18 protein-coding genes are annotated in these 18845 nt (G+C 54.1%); 4 read left to right on the top strand and 14 right to left on the bottom strand.

Going from position 1 to position 18845, the window contains the following annotated elements; all coding sequences use genetic code 11:
• The first annotated feature begins 535 nt into the window (after window positions 1–535).
• Window positions 536–2764: a methionine--tRNA ligase gene (gene metG, locus MVO87_RS08210; protein ID WP_297552876.1), complete on the top strand. Its 2229-nt coding sequence runs from the start codon at window positions 536–538 to the stop codon at window positions 2762–2764.
• A gap of 152 nt (window positions 2765–2916) precedes the next feature.
• Here the strand turns inward: metG and MVO87_RS08205 are convergent, their stop codons facing one another.
• The 9 genes from MVO87_RS08205 to MVO87_RS08165 form a co-directional block, all read right to left on the bottom strand.
• On the bottom strand, window positions 2917–3933 hold the full coding sequence (locus MVO87_RS08205) for a helix-turn-helix transcriptional regulator (RefSeq protein WP_297515364.1): 1017 nt from the start codon (window positions 3931–3933) through the stop codon (window positions 2917–2919).
• 19 nt (window positions 3934–3952) lie between these two features.
• Complete coding sequence (locus tag MVO87_RS08200; protein WP_297515367.1) at window positions 3953–4855, bottom strand: hypothetical protein; 903 nt, start codon at window positions 4853–4855, stop codon at window positions 3953–3955.
• A gap of 133 nt (window positions 4856–4988) precedes the next feature.
• Window positions 4989–5843, bottom strand: coding sequence for a helix-turn-helix transcriptional regulator (locus tag MVO87_RS08195; protein WP_297515370.1), 855 nt, complete (start codon window positions 5841–5843; stop codon window positions 4989–4991).
• 28 nt (window positions 5844–5871) lie between these two features.
• A complete protein-coding gene (locus MVO87_RS08190) occupies window positions 5872–7080 on the bottom strand; it encodes a hypothetical protein (RefSeq protein ID WP_297515375.1) in 1209 nt (402 codons plus the stop codon).
• A gap of 61 nt (window positions 7081–7141) precedes the next feature.
• Window positions 7142–7414 (bottom strand): hypothetical protein, encoded by a 273-nt coding sequence (locus MVO87_RS08185; RefSeq protein WP_297515451.1) that lies wholly within the window; start codon window positions 7412–7414, stop codon window positions 7142–7144.
• Between the two features lie 41 nt (window positions 7415–7455).
• On the bottom strand, window positions 7456–8187 hold the full coding sequence (locus tag MVO87_RS08180; RefSeq protein WP_297515379.1) for a sulfite exporter TauE/SafE family protein: 732 nt from the start codon (window positions 8185–8187) through the stop codon (window positions 7456–7458).
• A 31-nt stretch (window positions 8188–8218) separates the two neighbouring features.
• Window positions 8219–8983 carry a sulfite exporter TauE/SafE family protein gene (locus MVO87_RS08175; RefSeq protein WP_297515384.1) on the bottom strand — a complete coding sequence of 255 codons (765 nt, stop codon included), beginning with the start codon at window positions 8981–8983 and terminating at the stop codon, window positions 8219–8221.
• A gap of 4 nt (window positions 8984–8987) precedes the next feature.
• A complete protein-coding gene (locus tag MVO87_RS08170; protein ID WP_297515387.1) occupies window positions 8988–9446 on the bottom strand; it encodes a hypothetical protein in 459 nt (152 codons plus the stop codon).
• A 10-nt stretch (window positions 9447–9456) separates the two neighbouring features.
• A complete protein-coding gene (locus MVO87_RS08165; RefSeq protein WP_297515389.1) occupies window positions 9457–10458 on the bottom strand; it encodes a 2-hydroxyacid dehydrogenase in 1002 nt (333 codons plus the stop codon).
• Window positions 10459–10575: 117 nt separating this feature from the next.
• On the opposite strand from MVO87_RS08165, the gene proS reads away from it, so the two are divergent.
• The 3 genes from proS (at window position 10576) to MVO87_RS08150 (ending at window position 15079) form a co-directional block, all read left to right on the top strand.
• Window positions 10576–12027 carry a proline--tRNA ligase gene (proS, locus tag MVO87_RS08160; protein WP_297515454.1) on the top strand — a complete coding sequence of 484 codons (1452 nt, stop codon included), beginning with the start codon at window positions 10576–10578 and terminating at the stop codon, window positions 12025–12027.
• A 62-nt stretch (window positions 12028–12089) separates the two neighbouring features.
• The gene (locus MVO87_RS08155; RefSeq protein WP_297552874.1) at window positions 12090–13472 is read left to right on the top strand and encodes an ATP-binding protein; all 1383 of its coding nucleotides are present in this window, start codon (window positions 12090–12092) and stop codon (window positions 13470–13472) included.
• Window positions 13469–15079 (top strand): carbamoyltransferase family protein, encoded by a 1611-nt coding sequence (locus MVO87_RS08150; RefSeq protein ID WP_297552855.1) that lies wholly within the window; start codon window positions 13469–13471, stop codon window positions 15077–15079. The genes MVO87_RS08155 and MVO87_RS08150 overlap by 4 nt, the downstream gene beginning before the upstream one ends.
• Before the next feature lie 2 nt (window positions 15080–15081).
• Here the strand turns inward: MVO87_RS08150 and MVO87_RS08145 are convergent, their stop codons facing one another.
• The 5 genes from MVO87_RS08145 to MVO87_RS08125 all read right to left on the bottom strand — a co-directional run.
• Window positions 15082–15762 carry an aspartate/glutamate racemase family protein gene (locus MVO87_RS08145; RefSeq protein ID WP_297515457.1) on the bottom strand — a complete coding sequence of 227 codons (681 nt, stop codon included), beginning with the start codon at window positions 15760–15762 and terminating at the stop codon, window positions 15082–15084.
• A 113-nt stretch (window positions 15763–15875) separates the two neighbouring features.
• Window positions 15876–16682, bottom strand: a complete 807-nt coding sequence (locus MVO87_RS08140) for a mechanosensitive ion channel family protein (RefSeq protein WP_297515461.1) — start codon at window positions 16680–16682, stop codon at window positions 15876–15878.
• A 64-nt stretch (window positions 16683–16746) separates the two neighbouring features.
• Complete coding sequence (coaBC, locus tag MVO87_RS08135; protein WP_297515464.1) at window positions 16747–17952, bottom strand: bifunctional phosphopantothenoylcysteine decarboxylase/phosphopantothenate--cysteine ligase CoaBC; 1206 nt, start codon at window positions 17950–17952, stop codon at window positions 16747–16749.
• A gap of 59 nt (window positions 17953–18011) precedes the next feature.
• On the bottom strand, window positions 18012–18530 hold the full coding sequence (locus MVO87_RS08130) for a hypothetical protein (RefSeq protein WP_297515399.1): 519 nt from the start codon (window positions 18528–18530) through the stop codon (window positions 18012–18014).
• Between the two features lie 91 nt (window positions 18531–18621).
• The coding region (locus MVO87_RS08125; RefSeq protein WP_297552853.1) for a DUF190 domain-containing protein at window positions 18622–18845 on the bottom strand (224 nt) is incomplete at its 5' end.

Here is an 18845-nt window from a genome sequence, read left to right as displayed (position 1 = left end):
GAATATTTAAGCCTTTCTGGAAACCTGCGTTTACCACGGCTCGGTCGTGCTGACCGTCACGTTGTCCCTCGCGGGGATTGGGGTATCGTTCTCATGCCTGACACGGGGGCACCGGTGGGATTTCCAGACTCATGAGAGTGCTTTGATACAAGTTTTGAAGCAGTTTTGGTTTTGTCTGGCGGAATGAGTGGACCCCATTAGGGTTCCAATGGAAAGCTCTTCGCTCGTATCTAATCTATTCACTTCGAAAAAATTCTGTAACATTTTAACTAAAATTCTGAAACATTATGTTGCATTTTGAGATTTGCAAAATCCGATTTCCAACAGCTTCTTCCGCCCGCTCGTTTTGAATTTTCCACTATGACGGGGCCCTTCGATGCTCTGTCCGCTCTCATCCTGATAATACCAGCGGAAACGACACCAGCTGGTTTTATATCAGACTATACATATTTAGCCTATAACTTAATAACCCACCGTAATGCTTAAAACCCGCAGGCCTTATAAGCGCCAGAAACAACGGCCAACGGTGGTTGAAATGGTGCGCTACATGGTGACCTCGGCACTCCCTTACGCGAACGGGCCGATTCACGCGGGCCACCTGGCGGGAGCGTATCTGCCGGCCGATATATTCGTTCGCTACCTGAGGCTCAAGGGCGAAGAAGTGCTCTTCATCTGCGGAACCGACGAGCACGGCACGCCGATAACCTTCCGCGCGCTCAAGGAAGGCAGGAGCCCGAGGGAAATCGTTGACGAGTTCCACGAGCACATAAAGACGACCTTCGAGAGGGCTAAGATAAGCTTCGATTACTTCGGAAGGACGGAGTTGCCCGTTCACTACCGCGTGAGCCAGGAGTTCTTCTTAAAGGCCCTGGAAAACGGCCACCTCGTTAAGAAGGTCACCAAGCAGGCCTACTGCGAGCACGACAAGATGTTCCTGCCCGATAGGTACGTCATCGGAACCTGCCCTTATTGCGGTGCCGAAAACCAGCGTGGCGACCAGTGTGAGGTCTGCGGAAGGCCGTTAACGCCGGAAATCCTCATCAACCCGCGCTGTAACATCTGTGGCAACCCGATAACCTTCAAGGATTCAGCTCACTACTACATCAAAATGCAGGACTTCGAGGAGAAGCTCAAGAAGTGGGTTGAGAGCAGGCCCTGGAAGCCCAACGTCAAGAACACCGTCCTCGGCTGGATTAACGAGGGGCTGGAGGAGAGGGCCATCACACGCGACCTCGACTGGGGAATTCCAGTCCCTCTGGACGACGAAGACGTCAAGGGCAAGGTGCTCTACGTCTGGTTTGAGGCACCAATAGGATACATCTCCATAACAATCGAGGCCCTCAAGAGGGCTGGAAAGGAGAAGGAGTGGAAGAAGTTCTGGCTTAACCTCGACGGCGAGACCAGAGTAATACACTTCATCGGCAAGGACAACATACCCTTCCACGCGATATTTTGGCCCGCCTTCCTGATGGCCTACGGCAAGTATAAGGACGAGGAAGTCGAAGCCGAGTGGAATCTCCCATACGACATTCCCGCCAACGAGTACCTCAACCTCGAGGGCAAAAAGTTCTCAACGAGCAGAAACTGGGCCATCTGGGTTCACGAGTTCCTCGACGCTTTTCCAGCAGACTACCTGCGCTACTACCTCACCGCGATAATGCCCGAAACTCGCGATAGCGACTTCAGCTTCGCCGACTTCAAGGTGAAGATAAACGAGGAGCTGGTGAACAACCTCGGAAACTTCGTGCACCGCGCTCTCACTTTCGTGAACCGCTACTTCGACGGAATCGTGCCTGAGAGGGGCGAGCTGAACGAGCTGGACAAACAGGCCTTCGAAGAGATTGAGAGGGCCTTCGAGGAGGTCGGCGAGCTCATAAGCCAGTACCGCTTCAAGGATGCCCTCAGAAGGGTCATGGAGCTGGCCATCTTCGGCAACCGCTACTTCGACCACCAGAGGCCCTGGAAGACGGCAAAGACCGACCGCGAGAGGACGGCCACAACGGTCAACGTCTCGCTCCAGATAGTTAAGGCCCTCGGAATCCTCCTTGAGCCGTTCCTGCCCGATGCCAGCGAGAAGATATGGCACCTGCTCAACCTCGAAGAGCTGAAGCGCTGGGAGTTCACCGAGATTCCCGCGGGACACCGCGTCAGGAAGGCAACGCCGATGTTCAGGAAGGTCACCGACGAGGACATAATCTACTTCATCGTCAACTACATAACCAGGGGCAACCCGGAGAGCGCCAGGCTACTCCTCGACAAGTACTACAAGAAGGATGACGTTGTGAAGGTGACCCTCGAAAAGTTCGGCGAAAAGCGCAGGGAAGAGGCGGTGGCAATCCTTAAGAGCATTTACGGGGATGAAATCGAGGCCAAGTCTGAGAAGGCCGAAAAGGCCTCCAAGAAGGAGAAGGTAAAGAAGGAAAAAGGTGGTGAAAGCATGGAGTACGTCAGCTTTGACGACTTCGCGAAGCTCGACCTCCGCGTTGGAAAGATAATCGAGGTCAAGGACCACCCGAACGCCGACAGGCTCTACGTGGTCAAGGTTGATTTGGGCGACGAGGTCAGACAGCTGGTGGCTGGCCTTAAGAAGTACTACAAGCCCGAAGAGCTCCTAAACAAGACCGTCGTCATCATAGCGAACCTTGAGCCCAAGAAGCTCAGGGGAGTAGAGAGCCAGGGAATGCTTCTGGCCGCTGATGACGGCGAGAACGTCGCCCTGCTCATGCCCGACAAGGAGGTAAAGCTCGGCGCGAGGATTAGGTGAGTCTCTTTTTCTTTTCTGCCTTTTGTTTGTGCTCTTTCACTCTTCAAACGGCATTGTGCTTCTGGAGGTCAACGACAAAAGTTATAGCGCGGGTATTACCTGGCCAACAACTTTTCATAAAAGCAGAAAGGGTTCCAGAGAAGCTGGCGTCGCTAAAACACCAGCTCCACCCAGTTCTCCTTTCCCCTCTTGTAAACCCGCACGAGTCCCTTCTCCTCAAGGCGCTTGAACATTCTCCATGCTGTCGTTTTGGGAATCCCGAGGGCTTTCCTGACGTCGGCCTGCTTGGCCTTTCCGCCCTGGTCATAGACGTAAAGGAGCGCATTGATTTCCTCGTCGGTGAGACCCATCGCTTCGAGCTTTTCTCTAAATTCTTCCCTTGAAAGGGGCAGGTTCCCAGGGTTTCTCCTCTTCTTAGTCCAGTATGCGACTGCTGGGATGCCAATAACCGCCAGGATGCCGAGCATTGGGAGCAATGGTAAACCTCCCCGGCTGGAGGGCGTTGATGTGGTCAGATTCTCGGGAGCGGTGCTCTTGGAGGTCGTCGCTGGGGAACTTAAAGTAGGCATGCTCGGAACTGTACTAACTGGAATTGAAGAAGTCGTTGATTGTGTATCCGAGCTTGATGCCCTCGTTGTCGTGGTCGATGTGGTTGATGTTGGGGATTGAGATGGTGTCGTGGTAACTGGGAGGGGTAAGATGTAGGAAACGCTCTGGTTTCCCGGAGGCATGGTTATTGTGTCGGAGGTTATCTTGAGGGGAACATCGCTTAAATCAACGACCATGGCCCCTGGGGGGAGCTTTATCGTAACGGGGTATGGGAAGACGTATGTCAGGTTCCAGAGTTCCCCCTCTTTTGAGGTCAGCGAGGCCGTAAAGTACGTGACAATAATTTTAGTCGTCGAATTAAGGACATAAACAGTGAGAACGCTCCCGTTCTTCTCGAAGAGGAGGGGATTTTCATTCTCATCGAACACAGAGAGCCCCGTGATGTCTTCACTCAGAAGTGGAATTTCAATGGCCACTGAATAGTTCGAGGGAGTCGCCGCTTCGATTACCTTGGCGTATCCGCTATCGTACACTTCAACTAAAACGGTTTCAACCGTTGCCTGTCCAAGGGCTATGGGAAGTGTAAGGAACAAAAGCACCAGTGCCAAGTAACCTTTCACGGTGTTCCCTCCGGCCACGTTATCTCTTGCCTCCCGAACCTTTTCTCGGGGCCTTCTTTGGTGGCGTATTTGGAACGCCTTCAACGGAACTTCCAGGGAACGATGGACGTCCTGGGATTGTGTGGGTAATTCCCCGTATTTTGCCCCTCCTCTCCAGTTCCACCAAGACCTTGGGGATTTCCCCGAGCAACCGAAGAACCTCTTCACTGTTTCCATTCTTGATTGCGTTCTCGAGCTCTGCCCTTAGGATTAGGAGTTCGGTTGCGTTAGCGCCCATTTCGATAAGCTCATCAATCCTGCGTAGCTGAGCCTGTCCCAGGAGCTTGGCTTTTGCCCTGACTGAGTTGTGAACCACCTTGTTGAGGGCCTTCTCGAGCTTCAGCCTCGACGTCCGAAGGAACGCCACCTTGTGAACTATGTCCTGAGTATCGTTCTCTTCAAGGGATTCTTTCAGTCCCTCGTAGACCCAGAGAGTTTGGTTGTACTCGGCTTCGAGTTCCCTCAGCTCCTCTCCGCTCAGCTCGCCCGATTCAATTAGCTTCCTGGCATATTCCAGAACGTTCCCAGCGATGGCCACTTCTGTTTCAGCGATTGAAATCCAGTCGGTTTTCTCCGCCAATTCCTCTCCCCCAACCTGACAGACCTTTATTGCCATACGGTAAAGGTGCATTGCCAGTATTGCCTCTTTAATTGTCTCGTTGTACTTTTCGGCCCTGTAGAGCTCCCAGGCCTTTTCACGAAGGGCGTCGGCCTGCTCGGAGGTGCAGTTAATGGAGTGAGTGTAGTTGGCGAGCCTGTCCAATGCAAGGAGCAGTCCGTTTGCTCGTGTTGAAGCGAAGACGGTCTCAGAGCTAACCCCTCCGACTGCCGGAACAAGTGAGACGAGCAGTATCCCGATAATCATGAACGCGATTCTCCTCACCATTATCACCGCTTTAGGTTACGGCTCATCCCTAATTAGGGAAGCGGTGGGACGAATGACTTAAAACGTTTCCGCAGGTTCCTTTCGATTTCAGGCGGATAGAATTGGGAATAAAGGGGATATAACATTTTCTCTAACGTCTTATCTCCACCCAGTTCTCTTTCCTCCCCCGGATGATTCTAACGAGCCCCCTCTCTTCGAGGCGCCTGAACATTCTCCATGCGGTGGTCTTCGGAATTCCGAGCGCGTCCCTTATCTCTGCCTGACTGGCCCGTCCGCCGTGCTCCAGCAGGTACTTCAGCGCGAGCTTTTCTTCCTCCCTCAGCTCGTCGCTTTCAAGGGCCCTCTCGATGACGTTCGCCCCGTCTTCTTCATCTTCACCATTTTGTCGTCTACTCCTCCACCACACGAACACTCCCAATGCAACGAGAACGGCCCCACTAAGGGCATAGAGAGGCCTTAAGTCGCTGTTCTCATTGCTTTCCTCTGAAGGAAAGCTCTGGTGGTCTTCGATGATGTAGGAGACGCTCTGATTTCCTGGGGGCATCGTTATAGCCGTTCCGTTTATCTGGAGCGGTATATCGCTCAAATCAACTATGATAGTGTCGTTGGGGAGAACGACGTCGAAGGGAACCTCTGTGGATACGTTAACTGTCCATACTATTCCACTCTTGGATGTCAGGTCTGGGGTGTAGTACGAGACCCTAACCAACTCGGCGTTTCCTTGATAAATGAAGAGGGTTCCGTTCTCAAGCCTGAAATCCAGGGGGTTCCCGTCTTCATCCTCAACGATGACGTTTTCGTAATGGTCCCCGAGAAGGGGAAGTTCAATCTGGGTGGAGTATTCCTCGGGCAGGAGCTCGTACTCTACCTTTACATAACCGTCGCTGTAAACAACCAAAACCAGCGATGAAACGGTGTAAGCACTAACCCCCTGCAGAAGAGTTAGGGCAACAATGAGTGTGACCGCAACCTCTCTGAGCCCCATTTGACCCCCTCCCTGTGAAAAAGAAAGGTCAGGAGTGGGCGAGTATGAAGTCTTCCACCCTGTGGAGCATGTCCAGTGCCACCGCAAAGTGGGCCTTGGCTTGGATGGGTTTTTTCGCCCTGAGGAGTTCAACACCAACCTTCAGCTCCTGAACCGCAACCCTTAGCTGAACCTCGGCCCTCGTAGTTTTGATGCCCCTCTTCTTGAGCTCCATCAGGGCCTTTCTGTCCTTTCCAATCCTGTCGTTCATCTCCCTGAGGAATGCGCGGACGTCCTTAAGCTTGCCATCGAGCTCCCTCTCGCGAACCTTTTTGAGTATGAACCTAACGGCCCTGTGGAACTCGGCTATGGTTTGCCTGTTGTCCTTCAGGACGGTGAGGGCGTCCTCCCACCTGCCATCATTGGCGAGAGTCGTGACTTCCTCGTAAACCTCTGAGAAGGCGTTGAGCCTCTCCTGGAGCTCCGTTACGTTGTAGCCTTTCTCCATGCCAATCTCTATTGCCTTCTGGGCCATCTCCATCTCCTTCTCTCCCTTAATCAGGAAGTCCCTGACGATTTTGTCGGCGTTTGCGTAGGCGAGCTGTTCGCGAACCTCTCTCAGTTCTTCGTCAAGGAGGGCTTTCTTCTCTCTGGCGATTTCATAGTCCTCTTTTGCCTTCTCGTAATCTCTGGCTTTGAGGTCACACATCACCTTTTCGTAGGCATCCTTTGTCTCCTTGTAGAGAATGGTCAGGTTGCTTACGTCTATCCCCTGGTTTTCCGCCAGTCTTATGGTCTTCTCGACGAACCTGAAGTACTCCATCATGCGCTCGGTCTCAAGCCTCATGCGTTCTCTTGCCGTTTTGACCTTGTCTCTGGTTTCCTTGAGGGCAGAGAGGGCAATCCTGTAGTGGTGCATGGCGGTGAGGCCATCCAGTATCGAATTATAATAGTCGCCAGCTTCGTATTCACTTACCGCCCTTTCCTTGTATTCCTCGGCGAGTTTGTAGTGGGTCAGTATCGTTGAGTTCTCAGGTAACTTGTCTTTTATTGGCCCTATCCTCTTTTCTGCGAACCCGCTGAGCCTCTGGAGCTGGCTAATCAGCTGGCCAGCTATGGCCTTTTCTCTGGAGCCGTCGTCCGTGGAGGGCCCGTACCCCTGGTCTGCGGTGGTGTTGCCCTCGGCCAGGGCCACTGGGACGGCACTTCCAATCAGCAACAGGACGAGGGCAAACGCCCCCAACTTCGCGCTCACCATCGAAATCACCGATTGGCACTACGGGTTTGACATATTTGAGGACTTCGCTGAAACGCGCGTTTCAAATCGTTCCTTTTTCCTCAAGCTCTCTGGCTAATAGTGCAACGGTCAAAATACCCTCTAAAATGCTTCCAAAGTTCGGAACCTCCCCGAACTGGGCGAAGAGCGTTCCGTAGCGCGGGTGCCATGCATCGACCTGCTTTCTGTCCTTGGCCGTTATGATGTAGATGACCCACTCCTTTTCCTCAAGCCACTCAACGAGCCTCCAGGCGTCGGCCATATCTTTAACCTCAAGGTCGAACTTCTCGCGAACCTTTTCCACGAGCTCCTCCATAGCTTCCACCGCTGGGACTTAATGCCGGAGTTAATAAACCTTCACAGGAGCATCTTGAGCGCGACCAGGATTAGAACTCCCGCAAAGGCCCTCCTGAGGGTTTTGGGGTGAACTCTGTGGGCCGTTAAGGCACCGAGCCTGCCCCCGATTATGAGCCCCGGGGCGAGGAGGAAGGCCATGTGTAAATCAACCTGTCCGAGGCGGTAGTGCTCGAAGGCTCCGGCCAAGGCCGTGAAAAAGAGGGCAAAGCTCGAGGTTCCAACGGCGTACCTCATAGGTATGCCCACGAAGGTGTGGAAGAGCGGAACGTTGAGAACGCCGCCGCTTATGCCCAAGAGCCCGCTCACAAGGCCCGAAAGGATTCCCACAACCGGAACGCGGGAGTAGTGAACCGCGCCCTCTTCGTCGTGAGGTCTGCATTTCTTCCTGGCCATTGTATAGGCGAGGTAAAGGAGAAGGAACGCGAAGACCAGCCTGAGCCCCCTCTCAGGGAGTCTGGATGAGAGGTAAGCACCAAGAACCGCGAAGGGGACGGAAAAAATCTCCTTCAGGAGAACGACGCGGTAGAGGACGGCACCCCTCCGAATGTGCGTTATTGAAGCAGAAAGAGAGCTGAGGACTATGCATGTTAAACTTGTGCCTATAGCGAGATGTATCGGCTCGCCGAGGAGGACGAGGGTCGGCACTATCAGGAAGCCACCCCCGACACCGAGGAGACCCGCTATAAATCCAATGCCGAGGCCGAGTACAAAATCAAGGAGGTACTGGAGCATGGGAAAAGGTTGAGGGGGTTTCTTAAAAACCTCACGGGATTCCAAAGCCGAGGCCCTTCAGAATCATCCTCAGGGCCAGGAGAAACATCACGATGGCGAAGGTCTTCTTTAGACTGCTCGCCTTCGTCCTCCTTGCTATCCCCGCCCCGAGCTGGGCCCCGATTATAAGGCCAGGAACGAGGAGGACGAGCCACTGCGTTTCCACGTTGCCCATCGCGTAGTGCTTGAGCGCTCCTGCTAAAGCAGTGAAAACAATCGCAAAGCTTGATGTGGCAACGGCGTAGTGTATTGGTAAGCCTAGGTAAGTCAGGAACGGCACGTTGATTATCCCACCACCAACGCCGAGCAGGCCACTCGCGATTCCCGCAAAGAATCCACCGACAGGAACGAGCTTGTAGTTCACCTTAACGTCCTCAAGCCTGACCTCGCTCGGTTCTGCGGTCTTCTTGCGGTATATCCTTACAGAAACGGCGATGAGTGCTAACCCGAAGATGACCTTTAGTTGTGAGGCGCTGATGAACGAGGTGAGCCATGCCCCTATGTAAGCGCCTATAACAGCCGTCGAGGCCAGCAGGAGGCCGACCCTGTAGTGTATCCTCTTCTGCCGTGAATAAGCTATCGCCGAGCTGAGGGAGGTAAAGACGACGGCCGCGCTTGAGGTTCCGACCGCGTGGTGCATCTCAATGCCGAGTAAATTGAGAACGGGTACCACCAAAAAGCCCCCTCCGAGGCCGAACAGTGCCGCGAGGATGCCGATGAAGATTCCAACCGCGAAGTAGGAGAGGTACTTCAGCATGCCATCACCACTCGAAGGCAACGGCCTCCACGAGCTTTATCAGGGCCTCAAAGTCCTCCTCCGTGAAGTCCTTTGGAAGGCCGATTCCCTCTCCGTCCCCGCGCTGGTATTTGATGCCGTTGCGCTCCGCTATCTTAACGACTTTCTCGGGAACATCCCCGATTACCGGCCCTTCCCCGGGCTTCCCATCCAGAATGCCGAGCCTGATGAGCGTTCCCTCGAAGTCGGGCTCGAAGCCGAAGGCGAAGAGGTTCCTCCCAGGGACGTCGTGGTCGGTTAAATCCGCTATCGCCTTTACCGCAACTTCCACCAGCGGCCACTCCTCAGGTTTCTCGATGACAAAGGCGAGCCTGTCGGAGAAGTCCCCTTCGTCGTCGCCGAACTCGAAGATTAACCCCTTCTCGGTTTCGATAACCTCGCCGTAGGGTTCGAGAAGGCCCTTCAGCCTTTCCCTCCACTCCATTCAAACCACCTCAGAGCATCTTTACCTCCTCGGGCGGACGAACCTTCAGGACTTCACGGTTAACGAGCGTCTCCGGAACCTCACCGCGCAGAACTGTTAGGAGGTTCCTAACCGCCTGAAAGCCCATGTCCTCCATCGCTTCCTTCGAGAGGCCCGCGTAGTGGGGCGTTAGGACAGTCTCCCACTCGTAGTCGAAAAGCTCGTGCTCCTGCACGGGTTCGTTCTCGAAGACGTCAGTAGCGTATCCCTTCAGCCTTCTTTCCTCGATGGCCTTTGTGAGGGCTTTCTCGTCCACCAGCGTTCCACGCCCGATGTTCACCAGGTACTTCCCCTCAAGGAGCTTCAGCCTCTCCTCGTTGATGATGTGGTACGTCTCCTTGGTCGCGGGGAGGGCTAAAATAACGATGTCGCTCTCCTTCAGAACCTCGTCGAGCGGGAGGTACTTCGCACCCACTTCATTCTCAATGTCTGGCTTCCGCGAGCGCGACCAGTAGAGTATCTCCGTGCCCATAGCCTTCATTCTCCGCGCTATGGCCTTTCCTATCGCGCCCATTCCGAGGATTCCGACTTTCTTGCCGTAGACCGTCTCAATCCCCTTGAAACCGCTCCAGACGGTGTTGTGTGACTCCCACTTTCCTGCCCTTAGGAACCTGTCCGCGTAGGGAATCTTTCTGAGGAGGTCTATGGTCAGGCCAACGGCGAACTCGGCAACGGCCTCGCTGAGGACTCCAGAGACCTTGGTAACGTAGATTCCTTTCTTGGTTGCGGTCTCAATATCAACGTGGTCGTAGCCCGCTGAATGACAGCTTATGACCTTCAGCCTCTCGGCCCTCTCAAGGACTTCCTTCGGGAGGGGATTTGTCGGGGAAATAATCACCCCATCGTATTTGCCGATGACCTCTTTAAGCTCCTCAACGCTCGGGTAGAGGATAACGTCAACGTCCGCCCATTTCTTGAGTTCCTCAAGGGGTTTGCTCTTCATCTTGAAGAGGACGGCCACCTTAGGCCTCATGCTATCACCTTAAGACCCATATCGAAACGAACCTAATAAGGTTTCTCCTGGCAAAGTGGCGAATACCACCTGAGAAAGCTTAAAAACTCCTTCCAGTTCTCCCTTTAGGTGGTGCAGATGGGGAAGGTAAAGCGTGAGAAGTGGAGCAACGAGTTCAGCGAGTGGTACAACGAGCTCTTGGAAACCGCTGGAATAATCGACAAGCGCTACCCCGTCAAGGGAATGAACGTCTGGCTTCCGTACGGGCTGAAAATCATGCGCAACATCGAGGCCTTCATAAGGGCCGAGATGGCCCGAACTGGCCACGAGGAGGTTCTGTTTCCAGCGCTCATTCCTGAGACCGAGTTCCAGAAGGAGGCCGAGCACATAAAGGGCTTCGAGGACGAGGTCTACTGGGTAACGCATGCGGGCCTCGACCCGCTCGACGTGAGGCTCATCCTCCGTCCAACGAGTGAGACTGCTATGTACTCGATGTTCTCCCTCTGGATTCGCTCCCACGCGGATTTGCCCTTCAAGGTCTACCAGATAGTCAACGTCTACCGCTACGAGACCAAGCACACGAGGCCCCTCATCCGCGTTAGGGAAATCAGCAGGTTCTTCGAGGCGCATACAGCTCACGTTGACTTCGAGGACGCCGAGAGGCAGATAAAGGAGGACCTCGAGATATTCGACCGCCTCGCAAAGTTCCTTGCTTTGCCCTACATCATCTCAAAGAGGCCCGATTGGGACAAGTTCCCCGGAGCTTTCTACTCACTGGGAGCGGAAATAATGATGCCCGACGGGAGGACGCTCCAGATTGGCACGATGCACAACTACAAGCAGAACTTCGCCAAGGCCTACAACATCCAGTACGAGACCGAGACGGGCGACCATGAGTACGTCCACCAGACGACCTTCGGAATGAGCGAAAGGCTTCTCGCGGCAGTTATAGCGGTTCACGGCGACGACAGCGGAATGGTTCTCCCGCCGACGATAGCGCCGATTCAGGTGGTCATAGTCCCCATTCCGAAGAAAGACGCTAATGTTGACGTCTTCGCCTACGCGAGGGAGATAGCGGAGGAGCTGAGGAAGGCTGGCTTCCGCGTCCACGTTGACGAGCGCGACATAAGGCCTGGAAGGAAGTACTACGACTGGGAGCTGAAGGGCGTTCCCCTGAGGATAGAGGTCGGCCCAAGGGACGTCGAGGGAAGGAAAGCCGTCCTCGCGAGGCGCGACACCTTCGAGAAGGTAACCGTGGAAAGAGATGCAATCGTCGAGGAAGTGAAGAAGACCCTCGACGCGATTCACGAGAACCTTTACAACCGCGCCAAGGAGTTCCTTGAGAGCCACATCAAGCGCGTTGACACGATTGAGGAAGCCAAGGCAGTCTTCGAGGACAGGCGTGGCATAGTCGAGATTCCCTGGTGCGGTGACGAGGAGTGCGGGCTTAAAATGGAAGAGGAGCTCGACGCAAAGATGCTCGGAACGCCCTACCCTGAGGAGAAAGCCAGGGAAGGCATCGAAGGCAAGAAGTGCCCGGTCTGCGGAAGGGAAGCGAAGTTCGTGGCGAGGTTCGCGAGGACCTACTGATTCTTTTTCCCTCCGCTACTCTTTTAAACAATTTACTGCAAAGTAAATTACTGGTGGGTAAATTGTCTCGCAGGTTCATAGATAGGGAGCGGGAAATTGGGCTCCTTGAGAAGAGACTTGAGAGCGAGAGTGCAGAGTTCGTGGTAATCTACGGAAGGAGAAGGGTCGGGAAGACTGCCCTAATAACCGAGTTTTTGAGGAGACACGGGGGTATATACCTCCTCGCGAGGGAAACGAGCGAGCTTGAGAACCTCAGGCGGTTCTCGGAGAGGATTGCCGCTTACTTCGGAGACGACGTCCTTCTCAAAAATCCATTCCGCAACTGGGATGCTCTATTTGAGTACCTCCATCAAAAAAGCAGGGAAGAAAGGTTAATCGTGGCAATAGACGAGTTCCCATACCTCGTCCTTTCAAACAAAAGCCTTCCATCTATTCTTCAGGACTACTGGGATACCAAGTTCTCAGAGGGAAAGCTTTACCTGATAATAAGCGGCTCAAGCGTTTCGATGATGGAGGGGCTTCTCGGATACAAGAGTCCGCTTTACGGCAGGAGAACCGGCCAGCTGAAGGTAAAGCCCCTCGACTTCTTCAGCGCGAGGGAATTCCTTCCTCATTTTTCAATGGAGGATTTCGTGAGGGCCTATTCAATTCTCGGCGGAACCCCCGCGTACCTTCTTGAGTTCGACGATGGGCTCAGCGTTGAGGAGAACCTCACCGAGAACTACTTCAGACAGGAGGGCCTCCTCTACGGCGACGCCGAGTTCGTCCTGAGGGAGGAGCTTGAGAGGCCGAGGCTCTACTTTGCCGTTCTCGAGGCGATTGCAAGGGGAAGAACGACCCTCGGCGAAATAATGAACGAGACAGGCCTCGAGAGGGGGACGGTCGGGAAGTACCTTTCGGTTCTGATGAACCTCGGAATCGTGAGGCGGGAAGTTCCGGTAACTGAGAGCAAAAAGAGCAGAAAGGGACGGTACTACATCGACGACCCCTACTTTTCGTTCTGGTTCCGATACGTCCACCCCAACGCCGATTTAATCGAGACCGGAAACGGCGACATGCTCACGAGGCTCGTCATGAAGGATTTGGATGAACACGTCGGAAGGATTTTTGAAGACGTTGCCAGACAGTTTCTGCTGAAAATTAGGGAGAAACTTCCTCTGAAACCGACGAGGGTTGGCAGGTGGTGGCGGAAGGGCGAGGAGATTGACCTCGTTGCGATAGACGAAGTTGAGAAGAAGGCCCTCCTGATAGAGGTTAAGTGGAGGCACCTGAGTGAGAGGGACGCCAGGAAGGTCTTTGAGGGGCTCGATAGGAAGTCAAAGCTCATCGGTCTGGACGGATGGGGGTTCCACTTCGGAATAATCGCCAGGAGAGTTGAATCCAAAGAAGAGTTAAGGGAGCTTGGCTTCGTGTGGGACCTTGATGATATGGAGGTGCTAAAATGATTCTCGGAGTCCACGACGGCCACGACGCCGGGGCGGTTCTGATAGACGGCGAGAGGATTTTCGCTGTCAACGAGGAGCGCCTAAACCGTGTCAAGAAATACAGGGGCTTTCCAGAGCTCAGCATCAAAACCGTTCTCGAAATGGCTGGGGCAAGCCCAGAGGACGTTGATGTAATAGCCGTTGCCGGGATTTTCAGGAAGCAGAAGAGACTTCTGGAGCTTGAGGAGAGGCTGAAGGCCATCTTTGGCCCGGAGTTCAAGAGGAAAGTACTCTTCGTCGAGCACCACTTAGCTCATTCCGCATCAGCTTACTACACCTCGGGCTGGCGCGAAGCTTTAGCTGTTAGCATCGACGCGGCTGGAGACGGCCTGAGCTCCTCGATTTACGTGGCGAGGGACGGCGAGATGGTCAGGATAGCTCAGAGCACCTACATTGACTCCCTCGGCGACTTCTACGCCTCGGTTACGGAGCTTCTGGGCTTCAAGCCAATGCGCCACGAGGGAAAGGTAATGAGCCTTGCCTCCTACGGACGGCCGACCTACGATTTGAGCGCTATAATCGAGCTCAACGGACTGACCTTTGAAAACCATCTCAAGGTCATCGGCGTCGAGGCGACCAAAAAGCTGGCCGAGTTCTTCGGTTATCCTCTCTCAAGGGCAAAGGAGATAGCGAACCAAATGAAGCGCGGGAAGCTCGACGGCGAGCTCCAGAGGACGGCCATCGAGATAGCGGCGAGCGCGCAGAGGCACCTTGAGAAGCTCCTCGAAGAGCTCGGCGTTAAGCTCCGCTCTAGGGGCCTTCCTTTAGCTTACGCAGGTGGTGTGGCCCAAAACGTCAAGGCCAACGCGGTTTTGAGAAAAATCTTCGGGGACGATAACCTGTGGGTCTTCCCCGCGATGGACGACGGGGGATTAGCGTTTGGCGCGGCAATCTTCGCCAAAGCCCAGTTCGAGAGGCTCGACGGAAAATGGAAGCCCTTCAAGCTTGAACACGTCTATCTCGGCCCGTCCTACGATAAGGCGTACATTGAGGAGTTTCTGAGGAAAGAGAGTCTCGAGTTTGAGGAGGTTGACGAAAAGTTCGTTGCCGACGTTCTGAGCGAGGGGAAGCTCGTCGGCTTCTTCCAGGGGGCGATGGAGTTCGGGCCGAGGGCTTTAGGCAACCGCTCGATTCTGGCCAATCCATCCGACGAGAGCGTCAAGGAGCGGCTTAATCTGGCGCTCAAAAGGGATGTCTTCCAGCCCTTCGCGCCCTCTTTGCTCTGGGAGAAGGCCGGGGAATACCTCGAAGACCTTGAAGGTCGGCCAAACGAGTTTATGACGATGAGCTACACCGCGAGCGAAGCATTTAGGGAAATCGCTCCAGCGGTCGTTCACGTGGATGGCACGACGAGGCCTCAGGCCGTGAGGAAAGAGGTAAATCCGAGCTACTACGAAGTCATTAAGGCCTTCGAGAGAAGAACCAGCATCGGGGCCGTTCTGAACACGAGCTTCAACATGCACGGCGAGCCGATAGTCTGCTCACCGGAGGACGCGCTGAGGACGTTTAGAAAAGCTGAACTGGACGTTCTGGTAGTTGAGGGGTTCGCGGTGTGGAAAAAAGAATGAAATCACTCGCTCGCTACCTCAATGAGCCTCCGCATGTGGATTTCAACGGTGTCAAAGACCTCCGCCTTGACGTCGCCAGGCTTGATTATGAGCGGAAGCTCGGTGCAGCCGAGGATTACGCCTTCAATTCCTTCCCTCTCTATGTAGCGATTGATTAGCTCGACCACCCAGTTCCTGCTGGCGAAGTTCTCAAACATGAGCTCCTCCTTGATAATCCTGTCGAGCCTCTCGATTTCCTCCTCACTTGGAGTGACCACGTCAAAGCCTGCCTCGCGGAGGGCGTTCTTGTAGAAGTCCGCGGTCATGGTTGTCTTCGTTCCGAGTAGGAGAACCTTTTTAACCCCCCTCTTTCCCATCTCCTCGATGAGAGCGTCTATTATGCTGACCATCGGGACGTTTACCGCTTTCTGGACGTCGGGAAAGACTATGTGGGGTGTATTCGCGGTCAGGGCCATTATCTCCGCCCCGGCCCGCTCAAGGGCCTTCGCCGCGTTTATGAGTATCTCCTTTCTCCCCTCCCAGCCGTTCGGGTTGTGGATAAACTCCTTGAAGTTTATCGAGTAGATTATCAGCTCTGGGTAAACGTAGGGCCCGAACTTTTCGCGGCTTATCTCAAGGTATTTCTTGTAGTAGTAGAGTGTTGATTCCGGGCTCGTTCCGCCGACGAGGCCTATCTTCCTCATAGCACTCACCGGATGTAGTGGGTCGGCCCCACTATCAACCTTTTGGTTAAGAACGAAAGGTTAGTGAAGGAAAAAGTTTACAAAAACGTAGAAAACGGGCGAGAACCCGAAAATCATTCGTTCTTCAGGTGGACGTCGAGCTGTGGGAACGGAATCTCTATGCCCTCCCGGGTGTATAGCTCGTAGATTCCCCTCGTTAGGTCTCCTTTAACGGTTCCATAGTCCTCGGTCTTCGTCCAGGCCCTGAGCTGGAGGTTTATCGAGGAGTCCGCAAGGGCCGTTATGACGACGCTCGGTTCCGGCTCATTGAGAACCTTCGGGTGGCCCTTCATGAGGTCCATCGCGAGCTTTATCGCCCTGTCAAGGTCGGTTCCATATGCAACGCCAACATCAACGCTGACCCTTCTCGTGGGCATCCGCGTGTAGTTGGTTATGACGCTCCCCCAGACGAGCTTGTTGGGAATCGTTATGAGCGTGTTGTCGGGAGTTAAGAGCTCGGTTCCCATCAAACCGATGTCACGTACTTTGCCAGTTTTGCCAGCTATATCCACAACTTCCCCTATGTCAACAGGCCTCAGTGCGGCGAGCCACACTCCCGCGGCGAGGTTGGTCATCGTGTCCTGCAGGCCGAAGCCGAGGATTAGGCCCACCACAGCAGACAGGCCAAGGATTATGGGAGATATTGAGATTCCAACGGCCCCCAGGGCCACGATGAGGACTATCAGGTAGAGGCCAATGGCCAGAAACCTGCCGAGGAACTCGACGACCAGCGGCGGGAGCTTGGTCTTTCTGAGGGCACGTTTGAAGGCCCCAACGAGGGCTCTCGCAATGACGTAACCCACGATGAGAATTGCGAGGACAGAAATCAGCTGAAACGGCGTCACCCCAACGTAGGGGAGCGCCTGGTTTAGGTTCATCATACCAACGACCTCCATACGAAGTTTTATCAAGAAAGGTGGGAAAAAGGACTTAAAAAGATTCGGGTTAGATAAGGCGCTCGACCTCGTCCCAGAGCCTCTCGGCAAGCTCGCGCTTGTTCATCCTCGGCAGTCTCTTAACCTCATCGCGGGTGACGAGGAACACTTCGTTTTCCTCGCTTCCGAACGCTTTGAGGGTATTTGCAACGACGAGGTCGCTCCTCGCGCGCTCAATCTGCTTCCTGGCTTCCTCGATGAGCTTATCCTCGCTTGTCTCGGCCTTGAAGCCCACGAGGAATACGTCTGGCTGAAGCTCTTTAACGCGGTCTATTATTTTCGGCGTCGGCTCGAGTTCGAGGGTAAGGCCCTTTCCGCTCTTGATTTTTTTATCTGCCCTGTTCTTAACGCGGAAGTCGCTTACGGCGGCGGCTAAAACCACGACGTCGTATTTCCTGGCCTTCAGCTCGTTTTCTATCGCCTCCAGCATCTCCTCAACAGTTTCTACCTCAATCTGGTTCTCGACGAAGCTCGGGACGCTCCCCTTAGTCCTGATGAGTGTAACCTCCGCCCCCCTGAAGTCCGCCTCTTCGGCTATGGCAACTCCCATTCTGCCACTGCTCGCATTGGTGATGTAGCGAATCGGGTCTATGTACTCCCTCGTCGCGCCTGCCGTAACTAAAACGCGCTTCCCCTCGAGGCTCTTGGGGTGGAGCTTCCTGATGACGCGGTAGACTATCTCGTCTATCGAAGCGACCTTGGCTTTCCCCTCCTCGAAGCGGGGGCCGATAAACTCGACGCCCAGCTTTTTGAGCTTCTCGATGTTCTCAACGACTATTGGATGCTCGTACATCGTTGAGTGCATGGCAGGAGCTATCATAATCGGCGTGTGGGCGAAGGCGGTCGTTACAACGGTTGTGACGGGTGTGTCATCTATGCCACAGGCTATCTTGCCTATGGTGTTCGCCGTCGCGGGGCAGACGAGAATCAGGTCGGCCTTGTTCTCGTGGTCCCCAGCGAGCTCAACGTGCTCTATGAAGCCCGTAATCTCGGTCACGACAGGATTCCCGGTGGCGAACTCCATAGCGTAGGGGTGGATTATCTTCTGGGCGTTCTCGCTCATCACCGCGTAAACCTCAGCGCCGTGCCTTATGAGCTCTCTCGCGAGCTTGACGCACTCGACAGCGGCTATACTGCCCGGAATCGCGAGAACGATTTTCTTGCCAACGAGCTTCCGGCTTTTCGTGGCGTAAATCAGCTTGACGTGGTGAAGCATCGAGACCACCGAGAATAGTTGGAGAGAGAGGTTAAGAAACTTCTGACTTAACCAACGGCTCAGACGAGGACTATCTCTTTGTCGGGGGAGCTGGGCACGTTTGCCCTGAGCTGGATGAAGAGCCCACCATCAACGATTGAGCTCCTAACCTTCTCGGTTTCAAGGAGGTTGACCTTGCCGATTGTCAATTTAAGCACGGTGTCAACGAGTTCCTGAGGGGCATCGGAAGATGTGCCAACTATTATTGTATCCGGGTAAAATTTGCTGACGTTGTAGAGGAGCAGTATAACCACGGGATAAGAGCCCTCTGAAACGTCCACTCTTAGGAGGAACGCCTCGTGGATTGCCCTGCCCGTTTCTCGCTCATCCACTATTGTGACTTCTACTGGCACGTCCACAGCGGAGGCCAGCCTCAGCAGGAACGTCTGTAGAGCGTTTCTTGATACCGTTGTTCGGACGACGACGCTCTGCGTATCCTCGCGGTAGTAGACCCACTGGAGCTTAGAGTCCTCCCTAAGTATGACGTCCATAACATTGTTGAGCCTTTTCACGGGGACCTCGAACTCCAGCGACATCATAGTTAATCCCCTCGCTCGTGGAGCTAAGTGTAACTTTAGTTTGTGGGTGAGTCGTTTTGAGCCCTTATTAAGTTATTGGATGAAGTCCGAACTATTCCTCACGGACGGCATCTTCCTCAAATTTTTTGACCTCTTCCTTGGTTCCTACCCAGACCACGATGGTTGGCTCAACGGTTATCATGCCGTCTTTAATCATGGGCTTGATTTCGCATATCGCCTTCTCTATCTTGAAGCCCCTGTCAACCACCTCAATCACGATTGGCAAATCCGTTGAAAGCCTCATGACGTCGCTTGAGTGAATCCTGCTCTTCTTTC

Origin of the sequence: Thermococcus sp., assembly GCF_027063845.1 — an archaeon.
Lineage (GTDB): Archaea > Methanobacteriota_B > Thermococci > Thermococcales > Thermococcaceae > Thermococcus.
The sequence above is the reverse complement of the archived record's forward strand: the minus strand, read 5'-3'. Positions and strand labels throughout refer to the sequence as shown.